General features: G+C 70.5%; 9 protein-coding genes. 2 read left to right on the top strand and 7 right to left on the bottom strand.

Annotated elements, in window-relative coordinates:
* Window positions 1–8: 8 nt before the first annotated feature.
* Together GGQ63_RS04475 and GGQ63_RS04470 are read right to left on the bottom strand one after the other, a co-directional pair.
* Window positions 9–1,535, bottom strand: a complete 1,527-nt coding sequence (locus GGQ63_RS04475; protein ID WP_183852991.1) for a class I adenylate-forming enzyme family protein — start codon at window positions 1,533–1,535, stop codon at window positions 9–11.
* Window positions 1,536–1,622: 87 nt separating this feature from the next.
* A complete protein-coding gene (locus GGQ63_RS04470) occupies window positions 1,623–2,600 on the bottom strand; it encodes a LysR substrate-binding domain-containing protein (protein ID WP_246429616.1) in 978 nt (325 codons plus the stop codon).
* Between the two features lie 346 nt (window positions 2,601–2,946).
* Here GGQ63_RS04470 and GGQ63_RS04465 point away from each other — a divergent pair, with 346 nt between their 5' ends.
* Window positions 2,947–4,491: an amidohydrolase family protein gene (locus GGQ63_RS04465; protein WP_183852988.1), complete on the top strand. Its 1,545-nt coding sequence runs from the start codon at window positions 2,947–2,949 to the stop codon at window positions 4,489–4,491.
* Between the two features lie 1,367 nt (window positions 4,492–5,858).
* Here the strand turns inward: GGQ63_RS04465 and GGQ63_RS04460 are convergent.
* On the bottom strand, window positions 5,859–7,046 hold the full coding sequence (locus tag GGQ63_RS04460) for an MFS transporter (protein WP_183852986.1): 1,188 nt from the start codon (window positions 7,044–7,046) through the stop codon (window positions 5,859–5,861).
* A gap of 74 nt (window positions 7,047–7,120) precedes the next feature.
* Here GGQ63_RS04460 and GGQ63_RS04455 point away from each other — a divergent pair, with 74 nt between their 5' ends.
* Window positions 7,121–8,092, top strand: a complete 972-nt coding sequence (locus tag GGQ63_RS04455; RefSeq protein WP_183852984.1) for an AraC family transcriptional regulator — start codon at window positions 7,121–7,123, stop codon at window positions 8,090–8,092.
* Window positions 8,093–8,098: 6 nt separating this feature from the next.
* On the opposite strand, the gene GGQ63_RS04450 is transcribed toward GGQ63_RS04455, so the two are convergent.
* The 4 genes from GGQ63_RS04450 to pdxA all read right to left on the bottom strand — a co-directional run bounded on the left by GGQ63_RS04450 (window position 8,099) and on the right by pdxA (window position 14,005).
* Window positions 8,099–10,210: an MGH1-like glycoside hydrolase domain-containing protein gene (locus GGQ63_RS04450; protein WP_183852982.1), complete on the bottom strand. Its 2,112-nt coding sequence runs from the start codon at window positions 10,208–10,210 to the stop codon at window positions 8,099–8,101.
* A 144-nt stretch (window positions 10,211–10,354) separates the two neighbouring features.
* The gene (locus tag GGQ63_RS04445; protein ID WP_425502059.1) at window positions 10,355–11,995 is read right to left on the bottom strand and encodes an ABC transporter substrate-binding protein; all 1,641 of its coding nucleotides are present in this window, start codon (window positions 11,993–11,995) and stop codon (window positions 10,355–10,357) included.
* Window positions 11,996–12,080: 85 nt separating this feature from the next.
* On the bottom strand, window positions 12,081–12,986 hold the full coding sequence (locus GGQ63_RS04440) for a dihydrodipicolinate synthase family protein (protein WP_183853992.1): 906 nt from the start codon (window positions 12,984–12,986) through the stop codon (window positions 12,081–12,083).
* Window positions 12,987–12,991: 5 nt separating this feature from the next.
* Window positions 12,992–14,005, bottom strand: coding sequence for a 4-hydroxythreonine-4-phosphate dehydrogenase PdxA (pdxA, locus tag GGQ63_RS04435; RefSeq protein WP_183852980.1), 1,014 nt, complete (start codon window positions 14,003–14,005; stop codon window positions 12,992–12,994).
* Window positions 14,006–14,174: the final 169 nt, after the last annotated feature.

Here is a 14,174-nt window from a genome sequence, read left to right as displayed (position 1 = left end):
CGCCTCCTTCAGTTCGTGCCGCGCTCCACGCGTTCGGCGAGCTGCGCCTTCGAGATCTTGCCCGTCGGCGTCATCGGCAGGCTGTCGGTGATCCGGATCTCGAGCACGGCGAGATCGTAGGCGACCGTGCCGGCGATCGCATCCCTCATCGTGGCGGGATCGGCCTGCGCGCCCTCGGCGAGCGTCACGAAGGCGAGCGGTCGCCGGCCGAGCGCGGCGTCGGCGATGCCGATCAGTGCGGCCTGGCGGATGCCGGCGAGGCCGCACAGAGCCTCCTCGACATCGCGCGGATACCAGGAGACGCCGGCGACGGGGATCAGCTCGGACCGCCGGCCGCGCAGCGTGACGCAGCCGTCGCGGTCGATGAAGCCGATGTCGCCGGTGCGCAGCCAGCCGCCGCGGGTCGCCTCCGCCGTCTTCTCCGGCCGGCCCCAATAGCCCTTCATGAAGCCGCCGCGCAGCACCAGTTCGCCGACGGCACCGGGTCCGAGCGGTCGGTCCTCGAGATCGAACACCGCCACTTCCTTGTCCGGCAGCGGCGGACCGATGCGCATCAGCCGTCCGTCGTCCGGCTCGATCTCGGGCGCGCCGAGCCCGACGAAGCCGCCGAGCTCGCTCTGGCCGTAGCTCTCGGCGAGCGGCAGGCCGAGCGTGTCGCGCAGTCCCTTCTTCAACGTCGGCGGCACCGGCCCGCCGCCCGACACCGCGACGCGCAGCCGCCCCGGCGACCGGCCGCGGAGGCCACTTTCGGTGAGCAGTTCCTCGAGCACCGGCGGGTTGGCGATCAGCATGGTCGCGCCGGCCGCGTCGACCGCGTCCCAGCCGGTCGCCTGCGTCCAGCGGCCCATGACGTGGATCGACGCCGTGCGGTCGAGCTGCGGCAGCAGGTTGCCGACGAGCTGGTAGGAACTCGACAGTGCCGTCGGCCCGAAGGAGACGTCGTCCGCGCCGATCCGCAGCCGCTCGGCGATGCAACGCGCCGCCCGCACGGTCGGCTCGTGCGCGAGGCAGGCACCCTTCGGCCGGCCCGTCGTGCCGGATGTGTAGGAGAGATGCGCGATCGCGTCCTCGTCCCACGGATCGTCGGGCACGGGAAGGCGCGCCGCGACCATCTCGGGCAGCGACAGCGCGCCGTCCTTCGGCCCGTCCATGCAGAGGAGGGCGGCGACGCCCGGCGTCTTCTGTGCCGCGGCACGGACCTTGTCGTGCAGGTCGTGCGTGTAGACGATCACCTTCGGCCGGTGGTCGTCGAAATAATAGTCGAGCTCGTCGGCGAAGCGGACATTGACGAGCGCGGCGATCGCGCCGAGCCGCCAGGCGGCGAAGAGGGTGAGCAGGTAGTCGAGCCCGTTATGGGCGACGACCGTGACCCGGTCACCCGGGCCGATGCCGGCATCGGCGAGCGCGCCGGCGAAGGCCTCCATGCCGGCGACGGCCTCGGCATAGCTGACGGCGCGATCTCGATCGACCCAGCGAAAGGCGAGCTTGTCCGGCCGCCGTTCCGCGCCGCGCAGCAGGAGCTGGTGCATCAACATGGATTCGCCTCGTCGCTCGCCCGGCCTTTTCGCCCCGATTGAAAATGAGGGCGGGAGAGCTGGCGAGACGGGCGGGCGGAATAGAGTCTATACGCCGGCGCTTATGGGGTGGCGCGCTGCTCCGCCGGGAAACGGGGCCTCGGCGTTCATGTCCGCCGCCGCCTGCCGGACGAGGCCGCGCAGCCAGCGGCCGGCGCCGGACTGGTGCGCCCGCTCGTGCCACAGCATGTAGAAGCGCATCGGCCCGAACTCGCGCGGCGCGCCGACGAGGGCGAGCGGCATCTGCGCCGCGACATGCTCGGCGAAGGCCCTCCCGGTGGTGAAGACCACGTCGTTGCGCGCCAGAACATAGGGCACGGCATTGTATTCCGGCACCGTCACCGCGACCCGGCGGTGCAGGCCGAGCTGGCCGAGCCGGCCGCTGATCGGATTGAGCGCACCGCCCTTGATGGCGGTCGGCGAGAGGTGGTCGAGGTCGAGATACTCGGCCATGGTCAGCCGCGTCCGCCGGGCGAGCGGATGGGCCGGCCGCATCATGCAGACGATCTCGCTGTCGAAGAGCGGCGCCATGCGCAGGCTGTCGGGGGGCACCGGGCCGTTCCCGATGACGAGATCGAGTTCGCCCTGTTCGAGCGGGCGGAGGATGTCGCCATCCTCCGGCATGCGTCCGAAATGCACCTCGATGTCGGGCGCCGCTCGGCGGGCGAGCTCGACGATGCGCGGCATCAGGAAGGTGCCGTAGCAATTGGCGGCGAGGATGCGGAGCCGCCCGCGCTGCGCCGCCGGTGCGAAGGCCTCGGCCGCATCGAGCAGCCGGTCCATTTCGTCCAGGATCCGGCCGAGACCGTCGCGGAATTCGAGCCCGCGCTCGGTCGGCACCAGCCGGGCGCCGCTGCGCACCAGAAGGGGATCGCCGGTGATCTGGCGCAGCCGCTTCAGCGCGGCGCTCACCGCCGGCTGGCTCTGCCCGGTCAGGAGCGCGGTGCGCGAAACGCTCCCTTCGGTGAGCAGCAGATGGGCGAGACGCATCAGCCGCAGGTCGAGCGGCGCGTCCTGGACCTTCATCGCCGGGCCTCCTCGGCTTTTCGTCTGGTGGCGCTGCGGGCCGGGAAGCATGCGCCGTGCCAGCCGCCGCCGGCGGATCCTTCGGACGAAGCGTGAGGCGCCCTGCTCAATCCTTGATCAACCGTGCCGGCCCTCCTGCCCGGCCGGCGGCGACGGCCGGGCGCCCGGTGCGCTGGCGCGGCTCTTGCTCGTCCGGCGGCGGACCACGCGGCCGTCTCCTCCCGGAGGCCATGGCCGCGAAGCCGTCGGCTCGAGGGATCGAGATCCCTCCGTCCTCCCGGAAACCATGGAAACCGGCACGCGGCGCCTTGGCGCGTCGCCGCCCTTTCTTCGCGAGGCGCACCTGATGTCCATCCTGATCCGCCAGGGCCACATCGTCACCAATGACGCGGCCGGCACAATCCACGAACGCGGCGACGTGCTGATCGTCGGCGACCGTATCGCCGCGGTCGGCGCCGACCTGTCGCGCGAGGCGGCGGCCCACCCCGATCTCGAGGTGATCGAGGCCGGCAACCGCATCGTCATGCCCGGCTTCGTCGACGCCCACATGCACTCGAACGAGGGGTTCGAGATGGGGCGCTACGACAACCTGCCGCTCGAGATCTGGCTTTCCGAGGTCTACCCGCCCTTCCACCGATCGGGCCTGTCGAAGCGCGCCAAATATCTGCGCGCGCTTCTCGTCGGCATCGTCTCGATCCGCTCGGGCGTGACGACCCTGCAGGACGACGTGATCAATCTCGCCTTCACGCCCGATATGGTCGACGCGACCGCGAGCGCCTATCGCGATCTCGGCCTGCGCGGCTGGATCACCGCTTCGATGTGGGACGAAAAGTTCTGCGACAGCCTGCCTTATCTGCGCCGGTCGATGCCGGCCGACCTCGTCGCCGCGCTCGATGCGCTGCCTCTGCCCGGCCGCGCCGACCAGATCGCGCTCTTCGAGGAACTCCGGGCGCTCTGGCACGGCCGGGACAATATGCGGATCATCCTCGGCCCCTGCGGGCCGCAGCGCTGCTCCGCCGCCCTGCTCGAGGAGGTCGCGGCCCTGTCGGAGAGCCTCGACCTGCCGATCCACTGCCATGTGCTCGAGACGAAGACGCAGGCCGTCACCGGCGCGGAGAAATACGGCCGCACGCTGGTTCAGTATCTGAAGGATGTCGGCTGCATGACGCACCGGCTCACCATGAACCACGCGATCTGGCTCTCCGAGCGCGACATCGCGATCATGGGCGAGGCGGGCTGCTCGATCACCCACAACCCGCTCGCCAATCTGAAGCTCGGTTCGGGCGTCGCGCCGGTGCGGCTCCTGAAGCGGGCCGGCGTCAATGTCGCGCTCGGCTGCGACGGCGTCGCCTCGGCCGACACGGCGGATATGTTCCAGGCCTTCAAGGCGGCGGCGATGCTGCACAAGATCGGCACGCACGATTATCGCGAATGGGTTTCCGCGCACGACGTGATGGAGATGGCGACCCGTGCCGGCGCGCGCTCGAGCCTGATGGAGAAGGAGGTCGGCGCGCTCGAAGCGGGCATGCAGGCCGATGTGATCCTGCTCGACCGGTACGAATGGGGTTTCATCCCGTTGCACGATCCGGTGCAGCAGATCGCCTTCAGCGCCGCGTCCGAGGCGGTCCGCACCTCGATCATCGCCGGTCGCGTCGTGATGCGGGAGCGGCGGCTGACGCTCGCCGACGAGGATGCGGTGCGGGCGGAGATCGTCGAGGCCGCCGAGGCCTTCCGCCGCGACGAGTGCCCCGCGATGAGCCGGCACGCCGCGACCGTGCGGCCCTGGCTCGACGCGATGCACGCGACGGCGACGGGGCAGACCGTCGACGCCGGCCATCTGCCGCTCCGCATGCCGCCGGCGGCGGCGAAGGCGCGCGCGCTCGCCGGCTGAGCATTCTAGGGATGCTCGGGGGAAGGGTGTTCTGGCGCCCTGAGCCTGCTGTCGCTTCTCGAGCGGTTCCCTCCACCCGTCATTCCGGCCTCCGTGCCGGCATCCATAATCGTGCCGGTCGGCCTTCCGGACGGCCGCGCGCCATCCCCGCGGCCTCGCCGCAAGGGGCCATGCGTTCGGCGGGGCGATGGTGGTGCCGCTCGCGCCGCGTCACGATTATGGACCCCGGCACGGAGGCCGGGGTGACGGGTGCTCGGGGGGGTGGAAGGGTGCTCGGGCGGAAAGGGTGTTCTGACGCCCTGAACCTGCTGTCGCTTCTGCACGGTCCCCTCCATCCGTCATGCCGGCCTCCGTGCCGGCATCCATAATCGTGCCGGTCGGCCTTCCGGACGGCCGCGCGCCATCCCCGCGGCTTGCCGCAAGGGGCCACGGGGTCGGCGGGGCGGTGGTGGTGCCGTTCGCCCCGCGTCACGATTATGGACCCCGGCACGGAGGCCGGGGTGACGGGTGCTCGGGCGGGTGGAAGGGTGCTCGGGGGGTGCTCGCGAGGCAAGGGTGTTCTGACGCCCTGAGCCTGCTGTCGCTTCTCGAGCGGTTCCCTCCACCCGTCATGCCGGCCTCCGTGCCGGCATCCATAATCGTGACTGTCGGCCTTCCGGATGGCCGCGCGCCATCCCCGCGGCCTTGCCGCAAGCGGCCACGGGTTCGGCGGGGCGGTGGTGCTGCCGCTCGCGCCGCGTCACGATTATGGACCCCGGCACAGAGGCCGGGGTGACGGGTGCTCGGGGGGTGGAAGGGTACTCGGGTGGAAAGGGTGTTCTGGCGCCCTGAGCCTGCTGTCGCTTCTTGAACGGTCCCCTCCATCCGTCATGCCGGCCTCCGTGCCGGCATCCATAATCGTGATGGTGGGCATGCGGATGGCCGCGCGCCATCACCGCGATCGTCCAGACCAACCATTACGAGATCGTCGCGACGGTCGAGCCGCGCCGGATCGAGGTGCGCAAACTCTGCGGACCGGCCCCCTCTCCCGCCGCGCGGGAGAGGGCTTCCGGCCTTGGCGTCGCAGGGAGCGGCAGCGACCGAGACGCGTAGGCCGGAAGGGTGAGGGCGCTCTCCTTCGTCAACCGAGAGAAGGCCCTCACCCCAACCCTCTCCCGCGGAGCGGGAGAGGGGGGAGCCCGGCCGACGCTCTCATCCGTGTCCGTTCGGCCGATCTGCCGACCGCCATGCTCAGCCCGTTCCGCCTCTCCTCTCCCGCGCGGCGGGAGAGGGGGAGCCCTGCGTTGCGCTCCTTCGCCCCGCGCATGCTCGGTCGCAGGGCTGTACCCGGCGCGCTCGATCTGGAAGCGACCCCTGCCGGTTGCCTGCTAACGGAGGCGGCGGGCGAGGACGGCGGTCGTCGCGGCGATCGCCGCCGCCATGGCGCCGTAGACGATCGGGCCGAGCGGGCCGAAGCCGTCGACGAGCAGGCCGCCGGTGCCCGCGCCGAGCGTGATCGCCACCTGGAAGGCGACGAGCATCAGGCCGCCCGCACTCTCCGCCTGATCGGCGGCGGCGCGGGTGATCCAGCTCTGCGCCGCGACCGGGATGGCGCCGAAGCCGAAGCCCCACACCGCGGTCGCCACCGCGGCGATGCCGACCGAGCCGCCGAGCGCGGCGAGGGCGAGGGCGCCGAGCGCGATCAGCGCCGCGGCCGCCGCGGCGGCGAGCGGCGCGCTGCGGCCGGCGAGCACGCCGCCGGCGAGATTGCCGAAGAAGCCGCCGATGCCGAAGGCGAGAAGCGTCGCCGAGATCGTCTCGATCGGCATGCGCGGCACGCTCTCGAGGAAGGGCCGGATATAGGTGAAGCCGGCGAAATGGGCCGAGACGACGAGCAGCACGACGAGCAGGCCGGCGCGGATCGCCGGCCGGTGGAAGAGCGCGGCGAAGGTGCCGAGCGTCGCGCGGCCGCGCGGCGGCAGAGCGGGTACGGTGGCGAGCTGCGCGACGAGGGCGAGCACGGCGAGGGCGCCGGCGACGATGAAGGCCGTCCGCCAGCCATAGCGGTCGCCGATGAAGGCGCCGACCGGCGCGGCGCAGACCGTGGCGAGCGAGACGCCCGTCAGGATCACCGCCATCGCCCGCGGCATCAGGGCCGGCGGGGCGAGCCGCATGGCGAGGGCGGCCGACATCGACCAGAAGCCGCCGAGCCCGATACCGAGCAGGACGCGGGAGACGAGGAGCGGCGCGAGGCTCTCGGCGGTGGCCGCGATGGCGTTGGAAACGACGAGCAGCACGGTGAGCGCGAGCAGCACGATCCGCCGGTCGAACCGGCCGGTGCCGAGCACGACGGCAGGCCCGGCGATCGCGCCGACGATCGCGGTCGCGGTCACCGCCTGCCCGGCGAGGCCCTCGCTCACCGAGAGATCCGCCGCCATCGGCGTCAGGATCGAAGCCGGCAGGAATTCGGCCGTGACGAGGCCGAACACGCCGAGCGACAGCGAGACGATGGCCGGCCAGGCGGCGTCGGCCCGCTCGGGCGTCGCGCGGGAAATGGGCAGGGTCAGATCCGACATGGGCGAGCCTCGGTGTGGAATGTGGCGCGACATTAGGCGCGAGGTCGTGGCGTTTCCATGCTATAAACGCGACTATGCATGATCATTCGTCCAAATCCTTCGAGCCGAAGGCCGGCGATGCGCTGACCGAGATGCTGCGCGGGCTGCGGCTCGACGGCGTCGATTACAGCCGGTATCGCATGGCAGAGCCGTGGTCGCTCGCCTTCCCGGCGCAGCCGGCGGCGCGGCTCTATTTCGTCTCGCATGTCGGCTGCTATCTGCGCTGTGGCGACGGTCCATGGATGGCGCTGCGGCCCGGCGACGGCATCCTCTTGCCGCACGGCACGGCCCACCGGCTGGCGAGTACGCCGGATCTGCCGCCGGCCGAGCCCGAGAGCTGCCGGCGTGCGCCGATCTGCGGCAATGTCTATGCGGTCGACGGCGGCGCCCCGGATGCGGCGGACGGCTCGGTCGCGACGCTGTTCTGCGCGATCCTGCATTTCAACATGGACCCGATGCATCCGCTGATGCGGCTGATGCCGGAGGTGATGCGGACGTGGGACCTCGCCCAATACGAGCCGGCGCTGCCGCATCTGATGGAGGCGATGGCGCGTGAGGCGGAGCTCGACCGGGTCGGCGCCGCCGGCATCCTCGCCCGGCTCGCCGATGTGCTCGCGGCGAGCCTCATCCGCACCTGGGTCGAGCGGGGCTGTGGCGAGCCGACCGGCTGGCTCGCCGCGGTGCGCGAGCCCGATGTCGGCCGGGTGCTCGCCGCGATTCACCTGAAGCCGGACGAGGACTGGACGGTCGAGGCGCTGGCGCAGGTGATGGGCGCCTCGCGCTCCGGTTTCGCGAAGCGCTTTGCGGACGTGGTGGGCGAGACCCCGGCGCGCTACGTGCTCGGGGTCAGGATGCATCAGGCGCGGCTCTGGCTGGAGCGCGACCGGATGCGCGTCACGACGGTCGCCGAGCGGCTCGGCTATGAATCGGAGGCCGCCTTCAGCCGCGCCTTCAAGCGCGTCGTCGGCGCGCCGCCGAGCCGGTTCCGCGCCGCCGCCGAGGCCTGAAGCGGCTCAGGCGCGGCCGAGCGCCGGCCCTTCCCAGGCGAGCGGGCCGAGATCGGGCCGCTCCGCCACGATCGTCCCGTCGACCGCGAGCGAAAAGCCCGCACCCTTCTCATAGGCGACCGCGAGCGTCCGGCCGCGATAGGGAAGGTTGTCGATCCGGAACCGGTCGAGCCCGATGTCGATCGGGTCGAGCCGCAGCATCGCGCCGGTGTCGATCGCGAGGCCGGCGACCCAGCGGACGACGAGGTCGATGAAATAGGAGTGGCTGTAGTCCGGCTCGTCGCTGATCGGCTCGCCGCTCGCGCTGTCGTAGTGCTCGACGAGATAGGGCGTCCGGCCGTCCTGATCCTTGAAATGCAGGGCGACGTATTTCCAGAAATACTTGGCGAACAGGTCGTCATGCGCATGGCCGGCCTCGCGGCTCAGCCGGCCGAGCGCGTCGATGGCGATGGCGTTGGTATAGGGCCAGGTCGGCCCGTCCCACATGCAGCCATTGCGGCCCTTGAGGAAGCGGCCCTTCCAGCTGCCGCCCGGCTGATGGACCGGGCAGTCGCGCGAAACCGAGGGGAAGGGCAGGCGGGTGTCGAAGAATTCGGGCGTCAGCGTCGCGAGGAGGCCGGGGACGTGCTCCGGCCCGGTCAGCCCGGCCCAATAGGGATAGAAGCCGACGACGTTGCGCACCATCGCCTTCTCGTCCGTCTCCGGGTGGAGGTCATAGAAGAAGCCGGTCGCCGCATCCCACTGCTTGGTGAGGATGTCGGCCGCGACCTCCTCGGCGAGCGCGGTGAAGCGGGCTTCCTCATCGTCGCCGACGAGGGCGCAGAGCGCCGCGACGCCGCGCGCGTTCCGATACTGGTAGACGGCGCGGTCGACCCGCTTCACCGGCGTGTAGGTGCTCTTGTCGAGCGGGTCGTCGGGATAGCCGTGGAAATACCAGTAGCTCGGCTGGTATTCCTTGCCGGTCAGCCGGTGGTCGACCTGCACGGGCAGGGAATCGCCCGCCATCGCGATATTTTCCCGTTCGCCCACCACCTGCCGCTTGAGGAGCGGCAGCGCCGCGGCGACCGCCTCGGTCAGCCCGTGCACGAGGGCATATTGATAGGCGCCCCAGCCGGTGAAATTGGCATAGGGGTGCATGATCTCGTTGAGCGTGCGGCTGTAGAGCTGGCCGTCGGGTCCTTGCGCCGATTCGAGCGTCCGGAGGGCCGCGGCGCCGAGCCCGGCATCGGCGTGCCAGCGCGTATCGATCAGATGCATCGGCGTCGACAGCGGGATGAGCTTCGAAAACTCCCAGCCGACCGGCGCCCAGGGCGTCTTCGTCATCTTGTGCGAGCGGCCCTCATAGAAGAGCGGCCCCTCGAAGGGCGCGACGCCCGGCACGGCGAGGGTGTGGCGATAGAGGAACCAGCGATAGGCGACGGTCCGGTCGAGCAGCGCACTGCTGCTCGAAAAGCGCGGAGCGCCGTCGAACCAGGCCGCATAGCCGGCGACCTGCGCGGCGAGCCGGTCGGCCGGCGCCGGCCCGTCGGCGAGATCGGCGAGCTTGGCCGCGAGCGTCTCGAAGGGATCGGTCTGCGCGAGGCCGAGCGCCGCCACGACGGTGAAAGCGAGCGTCGCGCCGGGTGCGAGCGTCACGCCGTCCCAGAGCGCCGGATCGCTCGCCCCGATCGCCGCGCGGATCGTGAAGCCGCGCGCCGGGATCGCCCGCTCGCCGGTCGCGACGCCGTCGACCGCGGCGCCGATCCAGTCCGGATCGCTGACGAGGCGGAGCGTCGCGGCGGTATCGTCCTCGTTCCGCCAGCGCTGCAGCGAGACGGCGCGGTCGTCCCAGGTGACGTATTTCCGCTCCTCGAGCACCAGCCCGCCGAAGCGCTGCCGCACCGTGAGATGGCTCGGCCGCCATTCGGCCTCGGCCGGCTCGGGCGGCGCGCCGATGCCGTGCTCGATCGTGAAGAGGAGCGGGATGTTGAGCTTGTGGATGAAGTCGATCGCACCGACGAAGCCCGGCCGCTCCTCGAGATAGTCGGCCCAGAGCCGGGCGCCGGTCGGCCCGAGCAGCAGCGAGCCCGGCAGGGTGCGCAGGCCGCGCCGGCCGCAGGCGAGGGCGTCGTCGATCATCGCGTCATTCCAAGGTGAGGGCCGCGGCGCCGGTCGTCATCCTCGCCTTTGCGGGGAAAACGGACGGGAATGCCTCGCCATGGCCGGCTGCCTCCCCCGCGGCGGCCGCGGGGGAGGGGAGGGACGTGCGAGGGGATGGGCCGGTCAGCTCCGCTCGACCGACAGCTTCCAGGGCTCGTAGACCTGCCAGTCGAGGTTCTTGACGATGCCCTTCACCTGCGGCATCGCCCATTTCGACATGCCCTCGAAATACCAGGGGATGAAGGCCCAGTCCTCGCGGAAGGCGCGCTGCGCCTCCTGCGCCAGGCGCTGCCGGTCGGGATCGTCGACCGACTTCACCGCCGCCTCTTCGAGCTTGGCGTCGACGTCGGCGTTCTTGTAGCCGCCGAGCTTGTTCTTGGCGTTCGAGGAGCCGGAATAGATCGAGCCGAGCAGATAGACGACCGCGTCCGGCACGCGGGTGCCGACGTCGTCGCGGAAGATCTGCACATTCGCCTGATCGGGGCCGCTATAGGCGTCGATCTGCGGCTTCATCTGCACCGCGGCGATGCCGAGATTCTGGCGCCACTGCTCGGCGATATACTGCGCGGCGAGCTGGCTCGCCGGCGTCGAGATGCCGACCATCATGATCGTCGGCAGCCGGTCCGGCCCGCCATAGGAGGATTCGGCGAGCAGCTTCTTCGCGCCTTCCGGATCGAAGGGATAGGCCTCGAAGGCCTCGTCGACGCCCGGCACGGCGTTGAGGATCTGGTCGGCCTTCTCCATCGGGCCGCTCGGATAGCTCGCCTTCAGCCCGTCGCGGTCGATCGCCATGATCAGCGCCTGCCGCACCTTCGGATCGTCGGTCGGCGCACGGTTGACGTTGAGCCAGAAGTGCTGGCCCTTCGGGATCATCACGCCGGAGGCGAAGTCCTTGCCGAGATCCTGGTCCATCGTCGGCGTCGCGAAGGCGGTGTGCGCGTCGAACTGGCCGTTCTGCATCAGCGCCGTCGCCGTCACCGGGTCTTCGACGGTCTGGATCTCGATCCGCTTCAGGAGCGGCTTCGGTCCGAAGAAGTTCTCGTTCGGCTCGAAGGCGAGCTTGCCGGCGTCGAGATCCATCTCGACCGGCTTGAACGGGCCGCTCACCACGACGCCGTTCTGCGCCGTCCACCATTCGAGCACTTCCTCGCCGTTCTCGTCGCGCGCCTGCGACGCCTTGACGATCGGCACGACCTGGGTCGCGATGCGCTGGAAGAAGATCGGATCGACGGCGGAGAGCTGCACTTCGAGGGTCTTGTCGTCCTTGACGACGAGACCCGGCATCTCCTTCGCCTGACCGCCGATCATCTCCTGATAGCCGGTGACGCTCGACAGCGCGAGGTCGACGCGCTGGTTGCGCGTGGAGGGCATCGCCGACAGCTCCCACGAGCCCTTGACGTCGGCCGCGGTGATCGGGCTGCCGTCGGAGAACACGGCGTCGTCGGCGATCGCGAGCGTCCAGACCGTGTTGTCGGCGTTCGGCGTCCAGCTCTTGACGACATAGGGATGCAGCGTGTTGTCGCTGTCGAAATACATCGCCGACGCCCACCACAGCGAGTTCCAGCGCAGATAGTCGCCGCCACCGCGCAGCGGCGACCAGTCCATGTTGAACACCGGGTGCGCGATGCGCAGCACGCCCTCGCCCTCGGCTGCGAACGCCACGCCGAGCCCGGCGGGCATGGCGGCCGTCGACAGCAGAGCGGCGGCGAGCTTGAACGTGCCGCGGCGCGTCACGGCGCCGAGCGGCTTCACGAGATCAGACACGGATATCCTCCCACTTCGATCGTCGGTCCGACGTATCGCTGACAAGTTTGCCGCAATTTGTCGTCTTGTCAAATCCCGGGACGGATCATCCGGCCGCGGCGACCAGCGCGTCGAGGGAGGCGCGTTCCTCGTCCGAGAGGGAGACGAAAGGCGGGCGGACGCGCAGCCAGCCGTCGTCGCCGGTGCGCCGTGCGATCAGCGCCTTGATGGTGGGCAGCTGCGCATAGGTGTTGCTGATGGTTCGGAGCCCGACGATCCGTGCCTGCGCGGCCTCGACATCGAGGGTTCGGCCGGGATCGTCGTAGAAATCGAAGACGGTCCGCAGATCGCGCGCGAGCAGGTTCGAGGTCGCCGTGATGCAGCCCGCGCCGCCCTTCTGGAGCAGCGGCAGCATCAGCGGATCGGCACCCGGCAGCACGGCGAGCCCGGGGAAGCGCTCGACGAGCCCGAGCATGTTGTCGAGTTGTCCACCGGAATCCTTGATGCCGACGAAGCTGCCCGGATAGCGCCCGAGCAGCGCCTCGATCACCGGGAACGGGATCGGGATCTGGGCGATCGGCGGGATGTGGTAGAAGATCACGCCGAGCCGCGGATCGGCGACCTCTTCGACGATGCGGGCGTAGCTGTCGATCATGCCCTGATCGGGGATGCCCTTGTAATAGAAGGGCGGCAGCATGACGACGCGGGTGACGCCGAGCGACAGGGCGTGGCGGGTCAGCGCGACCGTCTCCGGATAGGCGCTGACGCCGGTTCCGGGCAGCAGCCGGTCGGGCGGAATGCCCGCCTCGACGACCCGTTCGAGCAGCGCCATCCGCTCGTCGAGCGACAGCGAGTTCGCCTCGCCCGTCGAGCCGAGCAAAGCGATGCCGTGGCAGCCCTCGTCGAGCAGGAAGCGGCAATGCGCGATCAGCCGGTCGGCATCGGGCTTCAGATCGGCGTCGAAGGGCGTCGCGGCGGCGCAGAACACGCCGCGGAAGGGGGGCTCCGCCATCGCCGTCATGCCGCCCGCGCCTCGATCCGGCGCGAGGCCGCGAGCCGCCGCGCATAGGCGATCGCCGCCAGCATGTTGACGTGGTTCGCCTTGCCGGTGCCGGCGATGTCGAAGGCGGTGCCGTGATCGACCGAGGTGCGGTCGATCGGCAGGCCGAGCGAGACGTTCACCGTCGTGTCGAAGGCGACCAGCTTCATCGGAATATGGCCCTGGTCGTGATACTCGGCGACGACGAGGTCGAAGGCGCCGTTATAGGCGCGGTAATAGACCGTGTCGGCCGAGATCGGCCCCTCGACGTCGATGCCTTCGGCCTTCGCCTGCTCGACCGCCGGCAGGATTCGCTCGACATCCTCGCTGCCGAACAGGCCGTTCTCGCCGCAATGCGGGTTGAGGCCGGCGACCGCGATGCGCGGCCGGGCGTAGCCGACGCGCTGCAGATGCGCATGGCCGGCGCGGATGGTGGCGAGCACGCGCTCGGTGGACGCGCGCTCGATCGCCGTCTTCAGCGAGACATGGGTCGAGACGTGGATCGCCTTCAGCCGTTCCGAGGCGAGCAGCATGAAGGAGGATTTCGAGCCGGTCAGCGCGGCGAGCATGCCGGTATGGCCGTCATAGTGATGGCCGGCCCGGTTGAGCGCCTCCTTGTTGATCGGCGCGGTGACGATGCCGGCGGTCTCGCCCGCTTCGGTCAGCCGCACCGCCCGCTCGATATAGCGGAAGGCCGCCTCGCCACCGGCCGGGTCGAGCTTGCCGAAGGGGAGGGGAAGGCCCTCGATCGCGATCTCCTCGACCGCGACACCGTCGCCCGCGGCCCCGCGCGGCTTGAAGGAGAGATCGGCGCCGACCAGCCTTGCCGCGCGCTCGAGCACCGACGTGGTGCCGACGACGACGAGGCTCGCCCGCTCCCGCTGCGGCAGCGCGTCGAGCGCCTTGACGATGACCTCCGGGCCGACGCCCGCGGGGTCGCCGAGGGTGATGGCGACGGGGGGACCCGCGCGCTCCTCGAGATCGGCGCTCATCTTTCCTCCGCGATGCTCTTCGAGACCGGGCGACCTTTGCGACCGGGGCACTCACTTGTCAAGACATGGCGGCCGCCGCGCAGTCTCGGACAGTTGTCGAAAAAGCTCGTCCGGCCAGCATTTTCCGTCCGCCGCGCCGGCGAGAAGGGCGCCGGGGCGGGGCAGGAAA

The organism is Prosthecomicrobium pneumaticum, assembly GCF_014199915.1.
Lineage (GTDB): Bacteria > Pseudomonadota > Alphaproteobacteria > Rhizobiales > Kaistiaceae > Prosthecomicrobium > Prosthecomicrobium pneumaticum.
Note: the sequence above shows the minus strand (reverse complement) of the source record. Positions and strands in the feature narration are given on the sequence as shown.

Bases quoted from the DNA above. Each gene is read 5' to 3' on its own strand.
- GGQ63_RS04450 (WP_183852982.1), bottom strand. From the start codon at position 10,210: ATGATCGACGACGCCCTCGCCTGCGGCCGGCGCGGCCTGCGCACCCTG.
- GGQ63_RS04465 (WP_183852988.1), top strand. From the start codon at position 2,947: ATGTCCATCCTGATCCGCCAGGGCCACATCGTCACCAATGACGCGGCC.
- GGQ63_RS04455 (WP_183852984.1), top strand. From the start codon at position 7,121: ATGCATGATCATTCGTCCAAATCCTTCGAGCCGAAGGCCGGCGATGCG.
- pdxA (WP_183852980.1), bottom strand. From the start codon at position 14,005: ATGAGCGCCGATCTCGAGGAGCGCGCGGGTCCCCCCGTCGCCATCACC.
- GGQ63_RS04470 (WP_246429616.1), bottom strand. From the start codon at position 2,600: ATGAAGGTCCAGGACGCGCCGCTCGACCTGCGGCTGATGCGTCTCGCC.
- GGQ63_RS04475 (WP_183852991.1), bottom strand. From the start codon at position 1,535: ATGTTGATGCACCAGCTCCTGCTGCGCGGCGCGGAACGGCGGCCGGAC.
- GGQ63_RS04460 (WP_183852986.1), bottom strand. From the start codon at position 7,046: ATGTCGGATCTGACCCTGCCCATTTCCCGCGCGACGCCCGAGCGGGCC.
- GGQ63_RS04440 (WP_183853992.1), bottom strand. From the start codon at position 12,986: ATGGCGGAGCCCCCCTTCCGCGGCGTGTTCTGCGCCGCCGCGACGCCC.